Below are 19280 nucleotides of genomic sequence, written 5' to 3'. Positions count from 1 at the left end.
TTCATGACTATTCGCTCCAGTATGCTTGTTGACAAAAACTTTACGGTTTCCCCGGTCGATCCACGACTATATGGCTCTTTTATTGAACATTTGGGACGCGCTGTTTACGGCGGCATTTATGACCCAGGACATCCTACCGCTGACGAGAACGGTTTCCGGCAAGATGCCATCGAAGCTATTAAATCTCTTCAAGTTCCTATCATCCGCTACCCTGGAGGTAACTTCGTATCCGGTTACAATTGGGAAGATGGCGTTGGTCCTAAGAACGAACGGAAACGTCTATTAGAGCTTGCTTGGTGGACGTCAGAAACAAACGAAGTGGGTACCAATGAATTTGCAGATTGGGCCAAGCTGGTTGGTACTGAAGTCATGATGGCTGTTAATCTGGGAACACGTGGTATGGATGCTGCTAGAAATCTTGTCGAATACTGCAACCATCCTTCAGGCACTTATTGGAGCGACCTACGGATCTCTCATGGTTACAGGGAGCCTCACCGCTTCAAAACCTGGTGTCTTGGCAATGAAATGGATGGTCCTTGGCAAATTGGCGCGAAGACGGCCGTTGAATACGGACGCCTTGCTAATGAAACGGCTAAAGTGATGAAATGGGTCGATCCATCAATCGAGCTTGTTGCATGTGGCAGCTCCAGCAGCGGCATGAGCACTTTTGCAGATTGGGAAGCCACCGTTCTTGATTTGACCTATGATCAAGTTGATTATTTGTCCCTGCACACCTACTACAATAACAATGATAATGATACGGCGAATTTCTTGGCCAAATCACTCGATATGGATCAATTCATCGATAGTGTGGCAGCGATTTGTGACTATGTGAAAGCGAAAAAACGCAGTAAGAAAAAGCTTATGCTCTCACTCGACGAGTGGAATGTATGGAATACAATTGGCACGAGCCGCGCGGATGAGCGTTGGCAGATTGCCCCACCAGAGTTCGAAGATGTGTATACCCATGAGGACGCTTTAGCAGTAGGCTGCTTCCTCATCACCCTTCTCAAGCATGCGGACCGTGTAAAAATGGCATGTATCGCGCAATTAATTAATGTTATCGCTCCAATCATGACTGAAACAAACGGAGCAATCTGGTTGCAAACAACCTACTATCCATTCCTGCATGCTTCGAATTTCGGCAGAGGTACGGTGCTTCAATCGGTCATCTCTTCTCCAAAATACGATTCCAAGGACTTTACAGATGTTCCTTATCTCGAAGCGATCACCGTATACGACGAGGAACAAGGCTTGGTTACTATCTTCGCAGTCAACCGGCATCTAGAGGAACAAATGGAGCTCAATCTTGATCTCCGAAGCTTCGGTGACGTGAGTATCATTGAACATCTTGTGCTGGAAAGCGAGGATTTGAAAGCCACGAACACTAAATCCAATCCGCGCAATGTTGTTCCACATGCCGGAGGCCAAACAGTTGTCGATAACGGCAGCGTTCAGGCGTTCCTTCCTAAGGCATCTTGGAATGTCATTCGTCTTCAGACGAAAAAGGGATAAGCTAATCCTCGCAGCAATAAATAAGGGCTAACGAATATACATCACGCTATTCGCTCCATTTAGTTAAGTTTGGATTTGTAACGAATCCTCATAACGCTATTCTCTGTATAAAACCATTTTTTTGTTGCTAGATTGCGACTTAGCCATATCACGATTCGTTAGATTCGTGAAGCAGCTGTTTTTCACCAAATAAGCATTCCAAGATTCGTTAGCCCGGATATCATTGGCTTGCCAAAAGTAAAAAAAATCGCGGTGCAGGGATAGTCCCATGCACCGCGATTTTTCAATTAATTAAACGTTAAAGTAAAACCGCTTTGTACAAAATTCACATTCGGGTATGCGATATTCCTTGTTACCAGATTGTTGAACGTAGCTGAACCGTTACCGGTATAAGTATAGATTGCAGCACCCAAGTGAGCCGTAGAGAATCTGGATGTGGTTACCCCGTCTTTCCCCGTTCCATCTATGGTCACGTTGTTAAAGATGATATTCTCAAACCCTCCGCCATATCCGAATTGAATCGCATCACGTTGTGTATTGATAATATCAACGTTGGTGAAGGTGACGTTCTTGATGGAGTCATTGGAAGCTTCAAGATCAATAGCTCCTCGTTCCCCGTCCCTCGGTTTTAAGGGTTTATCTCACATATACTCACTCATTCGCAGGATTTCAACACCTTAGATCAGATCAATCTTAGGATAGAGAACAGATGAACCCGGTTGAGGTGGTGGGCTGGGCATGTGGAAACAGAGGACTATTAGGAAATAATCCCCAATTCGTTTTCTGCTGCACACATACTCCACGAATCCCTTGGCGTTCACCCTCCCATAACTCAACGGGTCATTGCCCTTACAATCCTTCGTTATACTTGTCCAAGGTGTGGATACCGATCGCGTTTAGCGGATGGGTCTTAGCCCTTAAGGGGAACGAACTCGGTTCTCCGTGCTTTCTTTGTGAAATCCCGCGAACGAGTCAATATACGTGACGTATCTTCATAAAACTTATGCTGCTTCAGTCCAGTTCAAAATCGTTTTCTCTGGCATAAACTTTTCTCCTCGCTGAACAATACCAACTAAGATTCGCGCTAGTTTCCCTATTAACTTAAAGATGGACTGCTGCTTTTTCATCTTCTTTTCCTGCACATTATGTTCATGCAGATGGCGGAAAACAGGGTTATTCCAAACGAGTTGAACGGTCGCGAGATAGAGATATTTTCGTAAGGCAGAGTCTCCTCTTTTCGAAAGAACAATCTGTCCTTTTCGCTTTCCGGACGTGCTTTGGGCCAGGTTAAGACCAGCCTTTCGTAAAACCTGGCGACCGTGCGCGTATTGCTTTAGGTCCCCTGTACCTGCTAATATGGCCGCGGTGAAAATCTTCCCGAGCCCTTTTATGGTGCGAAGCTGCTGCGCCATTGGAATCTCCGAAAGCAGCGCTTCGATGTCCTTTTCGATCTGTTCTAGCATGGAGGTCACACGTTCAAACTCTTCAATGAGCCGTTTTAAATCTGCTTTCGCTTCATCAACAGCAACCCGTTCTCCAACACTTCGTTTTGCTTGTGCGATCAGTTGAGCTGCCTTCTCGGTTCCCGTAGTGCCCCCGGCACGCTGCATATGGACTCGCCATGCACTAAGGACATCAGATACAGTATACTTCTCAAGATCCTGTGGACAAGGAAAGGTTTTAAGAGTCGCCATTGAACGTTTACAGGTCCAATCTTTGAACACAGAAGGATATTCCGGGAAACGAATATCTAGCCAGCGTACGATTCGATTCTGCAGCCGTACACTATTCGTCACCCAAAATTCTCGGTCACTCATCAAGGTCTTCAAGCGCTGGAACTCATGTGACTGACGCGTGTACTCGTAGTAGAAACCTCGGCTGACGGAATCTGCGATGGTCAGTGCATCTTTTGGGTCATTCTTTGACGGGCTATTATCCCGGTTTTCTTTATTTCTCTTCGTCGTGGCTGGATTAACCATGACCACATGCACGCTTTTATCTGATAACCAGTTGGCCAGGTTAAACCAGTAATGCCCGGTTGGTTCCATACCAATAATGAGCTTATTCAATCGATGTTTCTGCTGTAATTCACTCATCCAGCGGATTAGTTTTTCAAAGCCTTCAATACTATTGGAAAATGAGAGATGGCGTTTCGAAACCACTATTCCGCGGAAATTTGTAGCTTGTGCGACATGTATTTCTTTCGCCATATCGATCCCTATTACGAGATGCGAGGTAGTAATTTGTTCAACCCGTTGATTTTGTGCATCTATTTCCTTAAACTTCATAGTAAGAGCTCCTCCCTGATGTGTTCTCGACAAACCCATCATACCGAGGAGCTCCTTTTTTTACAAAGCCTATTTCTTAAGCTCAACAGGATTGTTTATACAGATCTTGACTCGTACCGCTATTAATAATGCTTGTGTCCGAGATCGTAATTCCAGTATTGTTCTGGAAGTGGTACCCTGGGAAAACGGTGTTGAGTCGAATGCCAGATCCACCAACGGTATCAATAATTACGTTATGATCAGCTTTGTGTCCGCTGCCGCCAAAGAAAGCAATACCTGCTGCACGCCAATTATTTTCGATCGTGTTGTAAGAAAACGTATTATTCACTCCTGCCGGTGCACCATTCGTGTTACTCGTCCAGACCGCAAGAGCATCATCTCCGTTGTTTCGCAGACTGCTATTGCGAACAATGGAATTGCTTGTTCCTTGAGCGAAGTTGACACCATCAGCCAGGTTATTCCGGATCCGGCTGTTCTCAATTGTCAGCCCATTCGCATAGATCGCTGGAGTATGAGCATAATCCCCTACCCAGAATCCACATTCAAAATGCTCCACCCATACATCATGGATTTTCGAGTTGGTACCGAAGTTATCCATAAATCCTTTATAAATCGCATTTTGTCCATAACGGGATCTGAGCTTCGAATTGAGATATACGTTACTGAAGTCGAGCTTGCCGCTAATCCGGAGCGAGATCCCTCCGCCTGCTGCATTGGGATTCGTGAACTGGATATTCGTATACCAGAGACCAGCGCCTGTGATTGTTAGATTATTGATCATATTGCTAGCCGAGCCAATCTCCCACATGCTGCTGAGATGGAATGTTCCATCAGGAATGTATAAGGATTTTCCAGCCGCTACTGCTGCTGTCACAGCTGATTTGAAGGATGCTAGATCATCTTGGCCATCATTAGCGATCGCACCAAAATCGGTCACAGACACCGAATTAGCCGGTTGCGCAATGGCTGTTGGGACGGGTTCAACCTCAATGAAGTCTACCCCATACTCTAAGCTGTCTCCATTTGCCTTCTGAATGCGAATGGTATCTCCTGACTGAAGCGGAGTATCCAGCTTCCAATGCACTTCATCAAAGCGGAATAACGGACGCCCTCCACCAGGAGCATCAGCGGGCATATCTCCTGAGAAATATTGCCAATTATAGTAGGAAGATAGTGCTATGGTCTTTGCTTTGACATTATTCACATAGACGTCAAGCGAGCCGTTCAGACCCATACCATCTGCCGAATCAGGCATAGTAAATCTCATCGTAACGCCTGCGCCACCCTCACCTTGACGTACGGTCCATTGCAGATAGGAGCCATTCGAAGGAAGAGCAATGTATTTTTGTCCGGATGCTTCTGAAGCGATAAGAGATTGATCAAAAGTTGGTGCAGACTGCAGCGTTGCTCCGCCGCCGCGAGTTGCATCATCGGTATCATATCGATTGTATGGTACACTTGCTCCTCGAACGGAATAAACAACCAGATTAGCTGTACTTACGTTATTAGCTTGTTTGGCTGCAACTTCATTCGTGTCTGCTGCAATGGTTGTCGTAACTGTGTAGTTCCCATTAATCGCTGACCATGACCCAGGAATGCTCACATTAGCAGAGGCTCCAGGTGCTAAAGCTCCGCTATACGAGCCGCTGTACGTTTGGATAGTCGTACCAGCTGAATTTTTAAGTAAGACAGTAATTCCATGAGCTCCACTTGCAGAGGCAACGGTTCCCTGGTTTTTCAGATTTACTGTGAAAGCAATCGTATTGCCGGCTACAGGATTGTTTGGCGTCCATGAAGTTGTGCCAATGAGATCTGCGCTTGCAACTTGGGCGACAACCAATGAAGCTGCGTTCGTGTAGCCGTTATTGGAATCGTTAAGCTCGATGATCGAGTTATTCTCATCCACCTTGGCACTGACCGAATAATTAGCAGCAGTCTTGGTCCCAACATTTAAGGATACCGACGCTGTTGCACCAGCAGTGAGTGCTCCTACTGGAGCAGATCCAGCAAGTTCATTGTTCATGTAGAAATTAACGGTAGATGCAGCAGCGCTCGCGTTGCCGTCATTTTTTACAGTGGCGTTAAGAGTTATGTTGCTAGACTCATCTGGGGATACAGGCGACCATGACATATTCGTGATCGTCAAATCCGGATTGGCTGCAGGTGTACCAAACACTTGGAACTCTGCGATTTGCCCAGATGGAGCACCAGAATTCGAAGTAATGTTCAATTGCAGGCGTTTAACCGTCGCTGTCACCGGAATAGTCACGGTATTGCCAGATGTCGGGTTAAAGGTATACGTTTGCGATGAGACCAGGTTGCTGAAGGTAGTAGTCGCTTGATTATGACCTACTACTTGAATCGTTTGCGTACGTGTACCCCACTCTGTCGCTGGATTCAGCTTTAATACGATGGAAGAAACATTGTAGTTTTTGCCAAGATCAAGCGTTAGTGTGCTTGGATTGCTGCCGCCTTCCCAATACGTGCTTGTATTGTTATCGTTTGCATTCGAAGCCACATAGATTTGTGTGCTGGAGGACGCGGTCATTGTCTTGCCAATCGCGATGTTATCGGTTGGTGTTGGTGTTGGTGTCGGTGTTGGTGTCGGTGTCGGTGTTGGTGTTGGTGTTGGTGTTGGTGTTGGTGTTGGTGTCGGTGTCGGTGTCGGTGTTGGTGTTGGTGTTGGTGTTGGTGTTGGTGTTGGTGTTGGTGTCGGTGTTGGTGTTGTGCTGGACGCGGTCACCTTGATCTCATCAATATTGATGTTCGCGGAATCGCCAGCATCGTATTTGTAAGTAATCGTATTGTTACCGGAATTCAAGGTGAGCGTCTCTGCTTTGGTACCCCATGTATCCCAATTCGCCAGATTTGGCAAAGTAGTCTGACGAATCTTCGTTCCATTCACATAGATACTAATCGTCTGTGAGGCGCCGTTTGCGTTACCATATTTCAATGTAACATCATAGCTTCCTGCGCTGGATACGTTCGCTGTGAATGCTGTTGCTGCCCCTTGTGTCCAGTAACCATCTACAAAGCCAGTGCCGGAGAAGCCAGTGTGATCAGTATTCACTTTCGCTCCACCTGATAACGCTGCTGATTCCGCTTGGTATGTACCAGGAGATGCCGGGATGCTGGCGCCATAAATCTCGAACTCGGATAACTGAGCTGCCGGCCATTCTGTATTTACCGTTACATTCAAGCGCACATAACGCGTGCTTGTTGCTGTAAAGGTAATAGTAACCGCATTGTTTGCAACCGATGGATTAAATACATAACCAGTTGAACCTACAATGTTCGTAAACGTTGAACCGTCCGTACTTCCTTGCACAGCCAAGGTTTGTGTCCGTGTACCCCAGCCTGCTGGCAGCTTCAGAACGATCTGATCAATGCTCGTATTGGCACCAAGATCGACTTGTATCCATTGTGGAAAAGCATTATTGGTACTTTCCCAATAAGTAGCCTGGTTACTGTCTTTCACATTGCTTGGTGCGTATGTTTGGGATTGGCCGCTTGACGTAATCGTCTTACCGAGTGTTAAGTTCTGTCCCCCTGCGGCAGAGACTGGTGCTCCACTGGACAAAAACAAGCTAGTGATCAGCATCGTTGCAATAAGCAACCATGCGACATACTTGTTGCGCATTATATTCCTCCTCAATAATTTATCTATTAATTATTAACTATGGGAGCGGTTACAAGATGTCTGCTTAATAAGCCTCCTTCCAATGGAATACCTCTAATTATAGGAACAATATGATTCCGGCAATAAGATGTAATCCTACGGAAAATGTATGTGATTCCAAGATCATGAAGATGAGTTACTCTACTATAGAGCTGATTGAACACAAAGAAGACTGTCGAGACTTTGCTCGACAGTCTTAAAATAATCTACTTCGGTTCCCTATTGAGCTGTATCAAAACTCAAGTACTTGAAATAATGAAAATCCGCTGCTCTTTTCTGATTGCTCAAATCTTGTGTGCATAGTCCAATGAACGTCCCTGTTCATATTCATCCGACAGCTGGCCTAAATCATGCACCGGTCCAACTTTCGCCCAGCCTTCCGCATTTACAACTGCGCCCTCAACCTTCTTTTCCTCACGGCTTAAGGATTAATCGGCAGATTATTTTGTTCACGCATTAATTGGAAATACGTATCTGGTCTGACAAACACGATGTTGCTGTTGCTGCTGAAGTTATTTACCGCGTTTACGATCATTTGGTATGAAACATCCCAAGGATTAGACTGAATACTTACAAAACGTGGTGCTGTTCCATTCCAGCCCGCAATTGCATTATTAATCTCGGAGATGATCGTTGCCTGAGAGTAACAATATGTCGCACTTAGTCCTTGCGTCGGCAGTGAGTTGCCGTAGATGGTGATCGGACCTCCGGCATTTTGTCCAGTTAATCCTAATAACGAAGGAGCGTATTGGGCAAAGCTGTTCCCTACGTTTGGATTAATTCCACCGGTAATTGTATTCCAAATGGTCGCGACCTTTAACCCCGCACGATTCATGTAATCATTAGATAAGGCCACGAAACTATTCAGATAAGTTTGATTCCCCCAAGAATTCGGGTACGTATAGCCGATACCGGATGGCCCTGCTATAAGTGCGTCGTTAGGTGTAGCGCTATTGTACAAATAATTCAGCACGCCTGGCATTGCATCCAGCATGGCAGGAGAAACGGTCCAGCCCAGCGGCACAGCTCCGCGGTTAGGAGAGTCCCATATTTTCTTAAAGCGATGCTCCATATATTGCAAATTGTCACCGTCACTCAATATGAGCGAGACATAGATCTTGTTCTGAAGCGTTGGTTTAGTCGGCACCGGCTTCACATTAACCGTTCTGGAAGTGCCGCCGAATACGGTCAGATTGGAGGACCAGTCGCTGGCAATCGTAGAAATGCCATATTCCGAAGCAGCTTGAACACCAATTGCCTCATCCGGCCACCAGCCCATGTAAATCCCGCTGCCATACGGCATATCGGAGAAGAAACTTTGCAGCAATGTTTTTTCTGCCGGAACAGACGGATCCAGCCATACGACAGCCGCCCCGCTTGCCAACGCATAATCGCGCAAAGCCCCTTTAATTCCCGGAGTTAAGCCGATAAGGAGTCTATGTGTCAGTGAGGACCAATAATGGTCATGCAAATATTGATATACCTGAAGCTTCGTGCTGAAGTCTCCACGCAAGTCATCCAATATTGGCAGATTGTACGGTGCTGAGGTCAGCTTGCTCACCAGGCTTGGCGGTGCTACAATACCGCCGGATTGTGAAGCAATTGTTGTAGCCAAGTTTACCGTATCAGGAACAGCATCATCATAGACAACAATCCCGTTAATTTCGCTGGCGTATTTGGTGATCAGTGACCAATTGTTCGCCACGTCTGTATGACCGATACCCAAATCATTCAGCCATTTGTCCTTCCCATCCTCATTTTTGACATTATCGTCATAGGTGTAGATCCTTGGCTGCGTTTTGTTAACAAGCCCCTTCAGTGTCGTGAATACGACGGCTTCGTCTGATTTGCCTTGCAGACTTGTTCCAACGGCATCTACTTTCGTATATGCCCGCCCGTACCAATAGACCCTGAATTCGATCGCGTGTCCGGCTGTCGGGTTATTGAAGTTTAATGTAAATCTCTCGTAAGAGCCCACCTTCGTCCATTGCTGACGGGTAATATCTCGTGTGGCCAATATTTGGCCGTTCGTATTGTCTCTGACATCAACTGTGACAATGAGATCATTATTGGCCGTATTATTATCAATGATCATATCGAAGAATGCCTGGTTAGCTCCTACCGGAATATCGGTAGCATAAGGCCCGTATACCATATGCTGATTAGGAGCATCTATCGAAGTTTGAGCCAGCCAGCCGTTGCCGTCCAAATGTCCGGTACCATGTCTAACCTGTGTGCCTTCCGCCTCATATTTATACTCGGTTACCAGATTCATGACGTCTAGTGTGGAAGCAGGTGTTGAAAACGACGGAAGGATTTGCCCTGTTGGCCATGCCAATCCAGAAGCTTCCGCCTTCGGGAGCCCTACAAATGGAGAAGATGCAGCCAATATAACCGTTGCTAGTAAGACTGCTCCTAGCTTTTTATTCCATTTCATTGTCATTTCCTCCTAAAAAAAATTGCCACATTCGTGGTCGATCTCTGGCCAGTACGGATGAGCCTCACCTGTTGCCGAGAACATTCTTCACATTTCTCTCCTACCACCTGCCTTCACCCTTAACTTAAGTGTGTCGACATCATGATGACCAATAAGCGCATTGAATGTTTCATCGTGATGTAAGCGCATTATTTGTAAAATAATATATCACTCATATTGTATATGTTCAATATATCTAATGTATGAGTTTTCCATCCTCTCCTCATCTAGCGTTCAATTAAACTTTGACATCCATCCGTAGACATGGTTTATATGGAGATACAAGATTTTAAGGAGGTAGAAGCTTGAAACGGGCAGTAACTATCATGGTGCAAGGAACGGCTTCTGATGTAGGAAAAAGCGTTTTGACTACGGCATTATGCCGTATTTTCATACAGGACGATTGGAAGACTGCGCCTTTCAAATCGCAAAATATGGCGCTCAACTCCTACGTCACACTTGACGGCAAGGAGATTGGCAGAGCGCAAGGCGTGCAGGCAGAAGCCTGCGGGATTGCAGCCACGACAGATATGAATCCGATTCTGATCAAACCAACTGGCGACATGAAAGCGCAAATTGTCGTACATGGCAAGCCGCTTGAAGAAATGAGCGCTTGGCGTTATCGAGAGGAGTATATACCTCTTGCCGAGGGAATCGTGACAGATGCACTAGACCGCCTTCGTGAAGAATATGATATCGTCGTCCTAGAAGGAGCCGGAAGTCCGGCCGAGATTAATCTCAAAGACCGAGATATTGTGAACATGCGCATGGCCGAGTGGGCTGACGCCCCTGTCCTGCTTGTCGCAGATATTGATAGAGGAGGCGTCTTTGCTTCCATTGTCGGAACGATGGAACTGCTGGAAGAAGATGAACGCAGCCGGGTAAAAGGATTCATTATTAATAAATTTCGCGGCGACATCAGCCTTCTGCAGTCTGGTTTGGATTGGCTGGAGGAGCGTACAGGGATTCCGGTGCTTGGCGTTATCCCTTATCTGCCAAGGCTCGATATTGAGTCTGAAGACTCTGTTGTGCTGGAGAAGCTGCAGGAACAGGAAGGGAACGAAGATAAAGAGATTGATATAGCAGTTATCCGACTGCCACGTATCTCAAATTTCACCGACTTTGATCCGCTTTCGGCAGAACCGGACGTCTGTCTACGTTATGTGGAGAGTGCAGATCAACTGGGACAACCGGACATTATCATTATTCCAGGCTCAAAGAATACGCTTGATGATTTGCTCTTCCTCAAGCAGTCCGGCATGGCAAAAGCTATCGCCAAGCGGGTCTCGGAAGGCAGCTTCCTCGTCGGAATTTGCGGAGGCTATCAAATGCTCGGTCACAGGCTGTATGATCCGCAGCAGGTCGAATCGGTACATGGTGAAGTCGTTGGACTTGGCTATCTGCCGCTAGACACGACCTTCTATACAGAGAAACGAACGGAACGAGTAAGCGGAACCATAGCCGCTTCCCATCCCAACTGGCCAAGTGCACAAGGACAAGCCATTGAAGGCTACGAGATTCATATGGGGCAGACAACTCCACTCTCGCAGGTGCATCCTCTTCTCTCCATAAACGGTCAATCTGAAGGGGCTATCTCAGAGAATGGCCGGATCTTCGGGACGTATTTACACGGTATCTTTCATAATGACACCTTCCGAAGGCAGTACCTGAATATGGTCCGTGCATGTAATGATTTGACTCCAATCAACGACATATTGTCATTCCGAAGCAGACAGATTGAGGCCTTCGACCGATTGGCCGATCATGTACGCAATCATCTGGATATGGAGCAGGTTTATCACATTCTCTTTGCTAATCAGTCCGAACCAGCTATAAAATAAATCAAAAGGGACATCCGCGGATGTCCCTTTTGATTTCACTTATTCCAACATCTCTTTTATCCGCATCGAAACCGTTTCTCCAAGCTTCCTATGCTCTTCTTCGTCAAAATGAAGCCCATCCAATTCACTTGATGTAATGACAGAAGAAAGATCCAGAATACTGGCATCCGTGTATGGCTTCAGCTTATTGAAAGCTTCGCCTAGTCTTTTGGATTTGGCTTCTCCTCCAGCGAAAATGCTGGCTGATAATCCTATCTCCTTGATTGGAGGCGGTACGAGCAGTAGAACTTGTGTATTCTTGTTCTCTACATGGCCGGGCAGTGTTGTTTGAATGACCTGAACAAGTGATAAAACACTGATTGCAATATCTGCTGCAGAAACCGCATATCGCTGCTTCAAGTCGTTTGTTCCCAGCATGAGAGCTACAAGATCCAATGGTGCGTGGGAGCGTAAACAGGGGACTAAATAAGCCTTGCCGCTCATTACGCCTTCCACGGGATCATCCCATACTGTTGTCCGTCCAGGTAGTCCTTCCTCTATAATCTCGAAATTCTCTCCTAGCAGTTCCCGGACAACCCCCGTCCAACGAACATTCCGTGGAAAACGTCCTCCCCGCGGATTCAATCCATAAGTGTTTGAATCTCCAAAGCATAGTACTGTTTTCATCGCCCTTGACACCTCCACGCCACCTTACTCACAACCGTATTCTCGCAGCCGTTCCCCGTATTGATGCAGTAGCTTGTGAAAGGCTGCAGTACTGGCAGTTAGACCACCCTCTCGATTACGTGCCTGCCAATGACGTTTGAATTCATCAATTGTAATCTGAAGTTCTGTATGCAAGTACTTCAGCCAATCCCTCTCAGCTCTAGAATCTTCTAGTTCTTGAAGATAGATATACCGATGAAGCCCGGCCCCCTGATTGATTAAACGCAGCGTATTCATGAGCTCGTCCTTGACGAGTGCAGCATCCGAGCCGAGAAGCTCCAGTGCTTCGATCTCGATGCGGCGCGCATCCAGCCATTCTTCCATTTCGGAGTATCGATAGTCAAGCTGGAATGGTGTGCCGATGCCTCCCAACAGTTTCGCAATCCGGGGTAGAAGTGTAGTACTCTGCTCCAGCTCTTCCTTGGATGTCAAACCTCGGTTTAACAAATAACTTGTATACGTCCCGTTCTCAATGGTACACCGCTCCATGTGGTAATAACGTCCCAGCTTCAGAAGCAGCTCGGCACCTGCACCACTGCGATCCTGCAGCATACGCTGAGAGACATGATACAGGAGTGGTTCCAAACCATCGAGATTGGCATTCGCCTGCCAGCTGACCGCCGCCGCATATGCGAATCCCGGATAACTGATAGACGGCACCTGCCAATGTCCGCCATCGCCCCAATCGGTTACGAGTAGCCCTGCGGCGCCATATTCTTTGCCATTCCTTGCTGCGTCAGCGATATTGCCAAGCATATTATCCGTACGGCCTGATATAGATTGCCAGGTACTTGTTCCCGGGCAAACATAATATCGAACCCCATTCTCATGCAGCATTCTGCAATGTGGTTCATAAGGAATAGGAGCATCATAATTCCAATGCAGCACCGTAACATCATCGGGTAATTGGCCAACTAACTCCGGATGGTGAGTAAGTACATCTCCCCACATCATCGGCTTCTTGCCATGGCTGCGTGCAATGTTAAACATTCGCTCGGCATATTCCATGTACAGTCTGCCGACTCCAATCTCATCAGCCCGCTCCTTGCTGGCCCCTGTTCCAAGTCCAAACGGCTCATCCATATTCAAATTGACATAGCTGGAGGAGAAATTCGGCAGCAATTCGTCGAACATGTCCTTGGCCAGCGCTAAAGACTTCTCATCAACTGGATTGAGCGTCGTTGGAGGCAGCTTGAACGACAGCGGAGTTGGCATGCCATCCGGGTGCTCGGCCAGTTCCCTAAATTCAGGCTTCGATAACCATGGATACATATGTCCAAGACAGTTCTGACTTGGCACGAGATCAACGAAACGCTCTGATGCATAAGCATCCAATTCCTGATATTCCTCAGCTGTAAGTGGCGTGTCTTCCGGGAATAAGGCGCTGTATTTCTCGTATTGGAAGCTATAGCCCTCCATATAAAGCTGGAGATGGTTGAATTTCAAAGCTGAGAGACGGTCGATGTGAGTAAATAAAGTGTCCAGCTTCGGTATCTTGTTCCGCCCAATGTCCAGCATAACCCCGCGGACCGGAAAATCTGGCTCATCCTCGATAAGACAATGTACCCATTCCCCTTGTTGGGCCTCTATCATCTGTCCTGCAGTTAGTAAGGCATAATGAAGCCCTTGTGATGCACTGGCTGTTAATCGTAAACCATTCGTATTCCACTCTATAACATAACCCTGCGGATGAAATCCGGAATGATGCTCAATAACAACAGGCGTAGCAGATTGATTGGCTAAGAGAGCAGTCACCTCTTTTGGAAGATAACCTGCAAGACGCTCCTCGACTCCAAGCTTCTCCGCCATATGATAGGCTTCAGCACCAATTGGCTGAACATCGAATCGAACAGCCGCAGGCGAGCTTTCGCCGGTAGATTCATAGCGCCGTGGCTGTGGATAAAGATATAAGGGGATGTTCATCGTTTATCCGCCTCCTGATCATTAAGCTGTAATAGGATCGCCGAAAGTCCCGCTTCCGTGAACTTGCCTCCGCTAAACGAAATCAGCCCGCGGAGCGGCATATGTTCCATGAAGGCCCGCAGCATCGCCTTATGCTCATCGGCAAGTCCAGATGAGAATGGCAGATTAGCAATCAACTGATTTACGAATTTCTCTCCCGAAGCAATCTGGCTGATCTCCGACAGGGTTGAATTGCGGTGAAACACCATTCCGCTAGCTCTTGTCGACTCTACGGTCACCTGTTCGGAAAAGACGATTTCCTGTGACGACCGGCCGATCAACAACTCATATTCACCGGTTTCTACTGTCCATTCACAAGCCTCATCGTTATAGTAAGCGAAGCTGCGCTTATCAAGCTCGAACGCTGCGAACTTGGATTCGCCAGGCTCCAGACTTATTTTATCAAAGCCCTTTAACTCCTTATCCGGACGGATAACAGAGCTTTCCTTATCTCTTACATACAGCTGCACGACTTCCATTCCCGCACGTGATCCGGCATTCGTTACCTTGACCTTAACGCTCAGTGTATCAGTATCCTTCAGCGTCTTTTTGTCCACTGTAAGCTCCGAATAGCTGAAGGTTGTGTAGCTTAGTCCGTGTCCAAAAGGGAATAATGGCGTGATATTCTTCTTATCGTAATAACGGTAACCAACGAATATCCCCTCCCTATAGTCAACCTTATTCCCTTCACCCGGGAAGAAGAGATACGATGGATTATCGCTCAGTTGAACGGGGAATGTTTCGGCGAGCCGACCGGATGGATTGGCATCACCAAACAGCAGATCGGCGATTGCGCCGCCAAGCGCTTGACCGCCTAAATAAGCTTCTAATACACCTTTGGCGCTGCCGAGCCACGGCATCTCAACCGGTGCACCATTGCTAAGTACAACAACTAGATTCGGCTGTGCCTTGCCAATTGCTTCTATTAAAGCAACCTGATTCGCAGGCATTCGCAAATGCTTGCGGTCAAAGCCTTCAGATTCATATCGGCTTGGCAGTCCAGCAAATAGAACAGCAATGTCCGATTCAATAGCAATTTGGATGGCTTCTGCGATTAACTCTTCATCCGGTACCTCGCCGTTTAGCTCATACCCCTTCGCATAACGAAGCTCTGCCATACCCCCTGCCGACTTAGTGAGCTCCTCGCTAATATCTTCCAGTCGTGTTGGTCGAATTTGGGAGCTACCACTGCCTTGGAACCTTGGCTCCTTGGCCATCGCCCCGATTACAGCAATCTTCCCTTCTTTTGAAAGCGGCAGAATATCGTCTTCATTTTTCAAAAGCACCATGCTTTCCCGGGCGATCTCGCGAGCCAGCTGATGATGCTCCTCATAGTCGACTACGGTGTCGGAACGGCGGCTGTCGACTGCGCGGAACACAATCGTCAACAACCGATCAACAGCTGCGTCCAGTGTGGCCTCGGTGAGCTCGCCACTTCGTACCGCCTCGACAATTTGTCGTTCACCCTCCCCATGACTAGTAGGCATCTCCAATTCGAGCCCTGCAGCAAGACCTTTCACTCGGTCGTTTACTGCTCCCCAATCCGATACGACAAAGCCTTCATGACCCCATTCATCCTTGAGGATATCCGTCAACAGTTCTTTATTCTCGGAAGCAAATTCCCCATTAACCTTGTTATAGGCACACATCACTGTCCATGGCTGAGCCTGTTTCACTGCCCCTTCAAAGCTCGCTAGATAGATTTCACGCAAACTACGCTCATCTACAATTGAGTCAGAAGTCATTCGGCGATGCTCTTGATTATTAGCTGCAAAATGCTTCAGCGAAGTGCCTACCCCTTGGCTTTGCACACCTTGGATATGATGGGCAGCCATCTCGGAGGTCAAATAGGGATCCTCGGAAAAATATTCGAAGTTGCGTCCACACAGCGGTGAACGTTTAATATTTACACCTGGTCCTAATAAGACAGCCACCTCTTCCGCTTGGCACTCACGGCCAAGTGCTTCCCCCATCCGCCGGATCAGATTACGGTTCCAGGAGCTTGCAACACCAGCTGCAGAAGGAAAACAAGTCGCCGGGACGCTGTCGAACAAGCCCAAATGATCAGCCGATGTACTCTGCTTGCGTAGTCCATGTGGACCATCCGTCACCATGACAGACGGAATACCAAGCCTTTTGATACCACGCGTATGCCACGTATCAGCGCCTGAGCACATACTCGCCTTCTCTTCCAATGTCATCTGTGCAATCAATGACTTTATATCTCTTAACTGACTCATGCCACCGTCTCCTTACTTGTTGATTCGATCAATTCCATAGCAACTGCTTGGACATCCCGGCAGTTTGGTCCAATCATAATGTGGAAGTCTCCAGGCTCAGCCGCATATCCGGCGGTTGGTGTCCAGAATGCCAGATCGGAGGCATGGATCTCGAACTCTATTTCCTTGCTCTCCCCAGCGTCCAGCATAACTTTCACAAAACCTTTCAATTCCTTCACCGGACGGACAATACTGCCGTACAGATCCTGAATATAAAGCTGCACCGTTTCCACACCAGTACGAGTGCCCACATTCGTAACGGTCATGCGAACACGTATTAACTCATCGCTCGTCATTTGACCGCGGTCCAATATCACTTCTCCATATTCGAACCGGGTATAGCTGAGTCCATAACCAAACGGATAAAGCGGATCGTTAGGACCATCCAAATATTTGCTGATATACTTCTCCGCTGCGTTCTCCACCTTCACAGGACGGCCTGTCCGGAAATGGTTGTAGTACACCGGAACCTGGCCGGTATGAACAGGAAAGCTCATGGTCAGCTTACCGGATGGGTTGTAATCCCCGGTAATGACATCCGCAATCGCGTGCCCCGCTTCTGAGCCGAGGAACCAGGTCTCCAGAATGGCATTCACTTTTCCCTCGAACCAATCCAGTACGAGCGGACGTCCATTTGTCAGAACCAGTACAACCGGCTTGCCGGCAGCCACCACGGCCTTAGCTAGTCGAAGCTGTGCTTCAGGCAATTCAAGACTCATACGGGAAGCCGCTTCGCCGGACATATCGCTGCTCTCCCCTAATGCCAAGATAACAAGCTCAGCTTGATTTACCTGCTCCATTGCAGCAGCAATACCACCTTCAATCGAAGCATTTACTCCGCAGCCAGGTGCATAGAGAAGCCTCTCTTCTGTAAATCCTTTCTCCTGCATCCCCTCATATAAAGTAACCGTTTCATGGCTGTATCGAGAGAACTGCCATGGACCAAGCAGATCCTTGCTGTCTGCGAAAGGACCAATCAGAGCGATTTTGCCAGCAGTCTTCGCAACCGGTAGTGCTCCGTCGTTCTTCAGCATTACGATGGATTCACGGGCAAGCTCTCGACTTTTCAACCGATGAGCTATACTGAAGTGGTATTCGATCTCTTTCTCTGGACGGATGTAACGGAATGGATCATCCATTAAGCCGGTTTTATATTTGAGTGTCAATATACGTCGTACCGCATCGTCAAGCTGTGACTCGGAAAGTTTACCTTCTCGGATAAGCTCCGGAAGATAATCGAAGGATCGGGTTACCATCTCAATGTCCATCGTCGCGTCTACCGCATGCTTAGCTGCCTCTTTGGCATCCTTGGCATAGCCATGCTCCACGATCTCATCAACCGCTCCATAATCAGAGATGAGAACTCCATCAAAGCCGAGCTCATCCCGCAGCAGATCCTTCAACAACGTCGAATTGGCTGCAACCGGAACTCCTTGATAAATATTGAAAGCATTCATTACCGAACCCGCACCTGCTTCAATTCCTGCCTGGAACGGCGGTAAATACAGGTTACGCAGCATCCCTTCGGAAATATCAACGGAATTATAATCTCGGCCGCCCTCAGCCGCACCATACCCGATAAAATGCTTCAAACAAGCAATAATCGTCTCCTGATCAAGAAGGGACTGCCCCTGGAAACCTTCTACTTGGGCTTTGGCAATTAAAGCTCCAAGGTACGGGTCTTCACCTGATCCTTCCACGACTCTTCCCCAGCGGGGATCACGGGAAATATCGATCATCGGCCCGTGGTTGTACATAATACCCGAAGCACTTGCTTCTTTTGCCGATATCGCACAGGCTTGTCGAATGGCATCCATATTCCAGCTGCAGGACCAGGCAAGTGGCACCGGGAATATCGTCTGTGCACCATGGATGATATCTCCGTTAAATAGAAGCGGAATCCGATGCGGCGACTGCTCAACGGCAATCTTCTGCAGCTCGAACACCCGGCTGATATCAAAAGCTCCCAATATGGAACCTGCTCTCCCCTCGGCAACCAGCTTCTCGGGAGGATCAGACTGGACCGAGCTGCCAAACGAGAAGTTCGAGGCCATACACTGGCACATTTGACCAACCTTATCTTCGAGTGACATCCGCCCTAGCAATTCCTCAACGGCGCTTACTATTTCCTCATCCGTACGCGAAACCAGCTGATCTTTCCGGTATGGTTTTACCGTTTCAATCAACGTCTCTGACAGGAACGGGCCGCGCCCCTTCTCTCCTTGCAACGTGAATGATCCAAACAGCGGTACGTACAAATGGCCGGTAAAGGTCGATTCCCCAAACGAAAGCTCTACCGTGACTTGTTCATCTGGCTTCCAGAACGCACTTCCAATTCCTCGGATGCTATTATCCTCTGTCGTAACCGATTCAAATCGAATGGGCAGAGGTAAAGGCTCCATTGCGAGGTCTAAGGTGTAATTTGCTTTTTTCAGCACTTTAAATTGCAGCTTCAGCTTCAATCGAGGCGTCTCGACGAATGCATGCCAAATACCGATCATTATTCTTACTCTCCCTTCAAATTCAGTTAGACCG

General features: G+C 47.6%; 10 protein-coding genes. 2 read left to right on the top strand and 8 right to left on the bottom strand.

Translation table 11 applies throughout. The annotated features are described in order from the left end of the window. Positions 1 to 3: 3 nt before the first annotated feature. A complete protein-coding gene (arfA, locus tag AB4Y93_RS24520; RefSeq protein WP_441895907.1) occupies positions 4 to 1515 on the top strand; it encodes an arabinosylfuranosidase ArfA in 1512 nt (503 codons plus the stop codon). Between the two features lie 1001 nt (positions 1516 to 2516). Here the strand turns inward: arfA and AB4Y93_RS24515 are convergent. From AB4Y93_RS24515 to AB4Y93_RS24500, 4 genes are all read right to left on the bottom strand, one after another. Then, positions 2517 to 3803 (bottom strand): IS110 family transposase, encoded by a 1287-nt coding sequence (locus tag AB4Y93_RS24515; protein WP_441895905.1) that lies wholly within the window; start codon positions 3801 to 3803, stop codon positions 2517 to 2519. Between the two features lie 82 nt (positions 3804 to 3885). Beyond that, positions 3886 to 7443: a discoidin domain-containing protein gene (locus tag AB4Y93_RS24510; protein ID WP_441895904.1), complete on the bottom strand. Its 3558-nt coding sequence runs from the start codon at positions 7441 to 7443 to the stop codon at positions 3886 to 3888. Between the two features lie 258 nt (positions 7444 to 7701). Continuing rightward, entirely contained in the window at positions 7702 to 7770 is a 69-nt protein-coding gene (locus tag AB4Y93_RS24505) for a hypothetical protein (RefSeq protein WP_441896112.1), read from the bottom strand. A gap of 133 nt (positions 7771 to 7903) precedes the next feature. Further along, positions 7904 to 9919 (bottom strand): GxGYxYP domain-containing protein, encoded by a 2016-nt coding sequence (locus AB4Y93_RS24500; RefSeq protein ID WP_441895903.1) that lies wholly within the window; start codon positions 9917 to 9919, stop codon positions 7904 to 7906. A 344-nt stretch (positions 9920 to 10263) separates the two neighbouring features. On the opposite strand from AB4Y93_RS24500, the gene AB4Y93_RS24495 reads away from it, so the two are divergent. Beyond that, on the top strand, positions 10264 to 11799 hold the full coding sequence (locus AB4Y93_RS24495; protein WP_441895902.1) for a cobyric acid synthase: 1536 nt from the start codon (positions 10264 to 10266) through the stop codon (positions 11797 to 11799). A gap of 39 nt (positions 11800 to 11838) precedes the next feature. On the opposite strand, the gene AB4Y93_RS24490 is transcribed toward AB4Y93_RS24495, so the two are convergent. Genes AB4Y93_RS24490 through AB4Y93_RS24475 form a run of 4 tightly spaced genes read right to left on the bottom strand, consistent with a single transcriptional unit; the run spans position 11839 to position 19246 of the window. Further along, the gene (locus AB4Y93_RS24490; RefSeq protein ID WP_441895900.1) at positions 11839 to 12465 is read right to left on the bottom strand and encodes an SGNH/GDSL hydrolase family protein; all 627 of its coding nucleotides are present in this window, start codon (positions 12463 to 12465) and stop codon (positions 11839 to 11841) included. A gap of 24 nt (positions 12466 to 12489) precedes the next feature. Further along, entirely contained in the window at positions 12490 to 14427 is a 1938-nt protein-coding gene (locus AB4Y93_RS24485; RefSeq protein ID WP_441895898.1) for a beta-N-acetylhexosaminidase, read from the bottom strand. Then, a complete protein-coding gene (locus tag AB4Y93_RS24480) occupies positions 14424 to 16706 on the bottom strand; it encodes a beta-glucosidase (protein ID WP_441895896.1) in 2283 nt (760 codons plus the stop codon). The genes AB4Y93_RS24485 and AB4Y93_RS24480 overlap by 4 nt, the downstream gene beginning before the upstream one ends. Continuing rightward, entirely contained in the window at positions 16703 to 19246 is a 2544-nt protein-coding gene (locus tag AB4Y93_RS24475; protein WP_441895894.1) for a glycoside hydrolase family 3 N-terminal domain-containing protein, read from the bottom strand. The genes AB4Y93_RS24480 and AB4Y93_RS24475 overlap by 4 nt, the downstream gene beginning before the upstream one ends. Positions 19247 to 19280 lie beyond the last annotated feature (34 nt).

Source organism: Paenibacillus sp. YAF4_2 (genome assembly GCF_052113225.1).
Classification (GTDB): domain Bacteria; phylum Bacillota; class Bacilli; order Paenibacillales; family Paenibacillaceae; genus Pristimantibacillus.
This window is presented reverse-complemented; position numbering and strand designations above follow the sequence as displayed.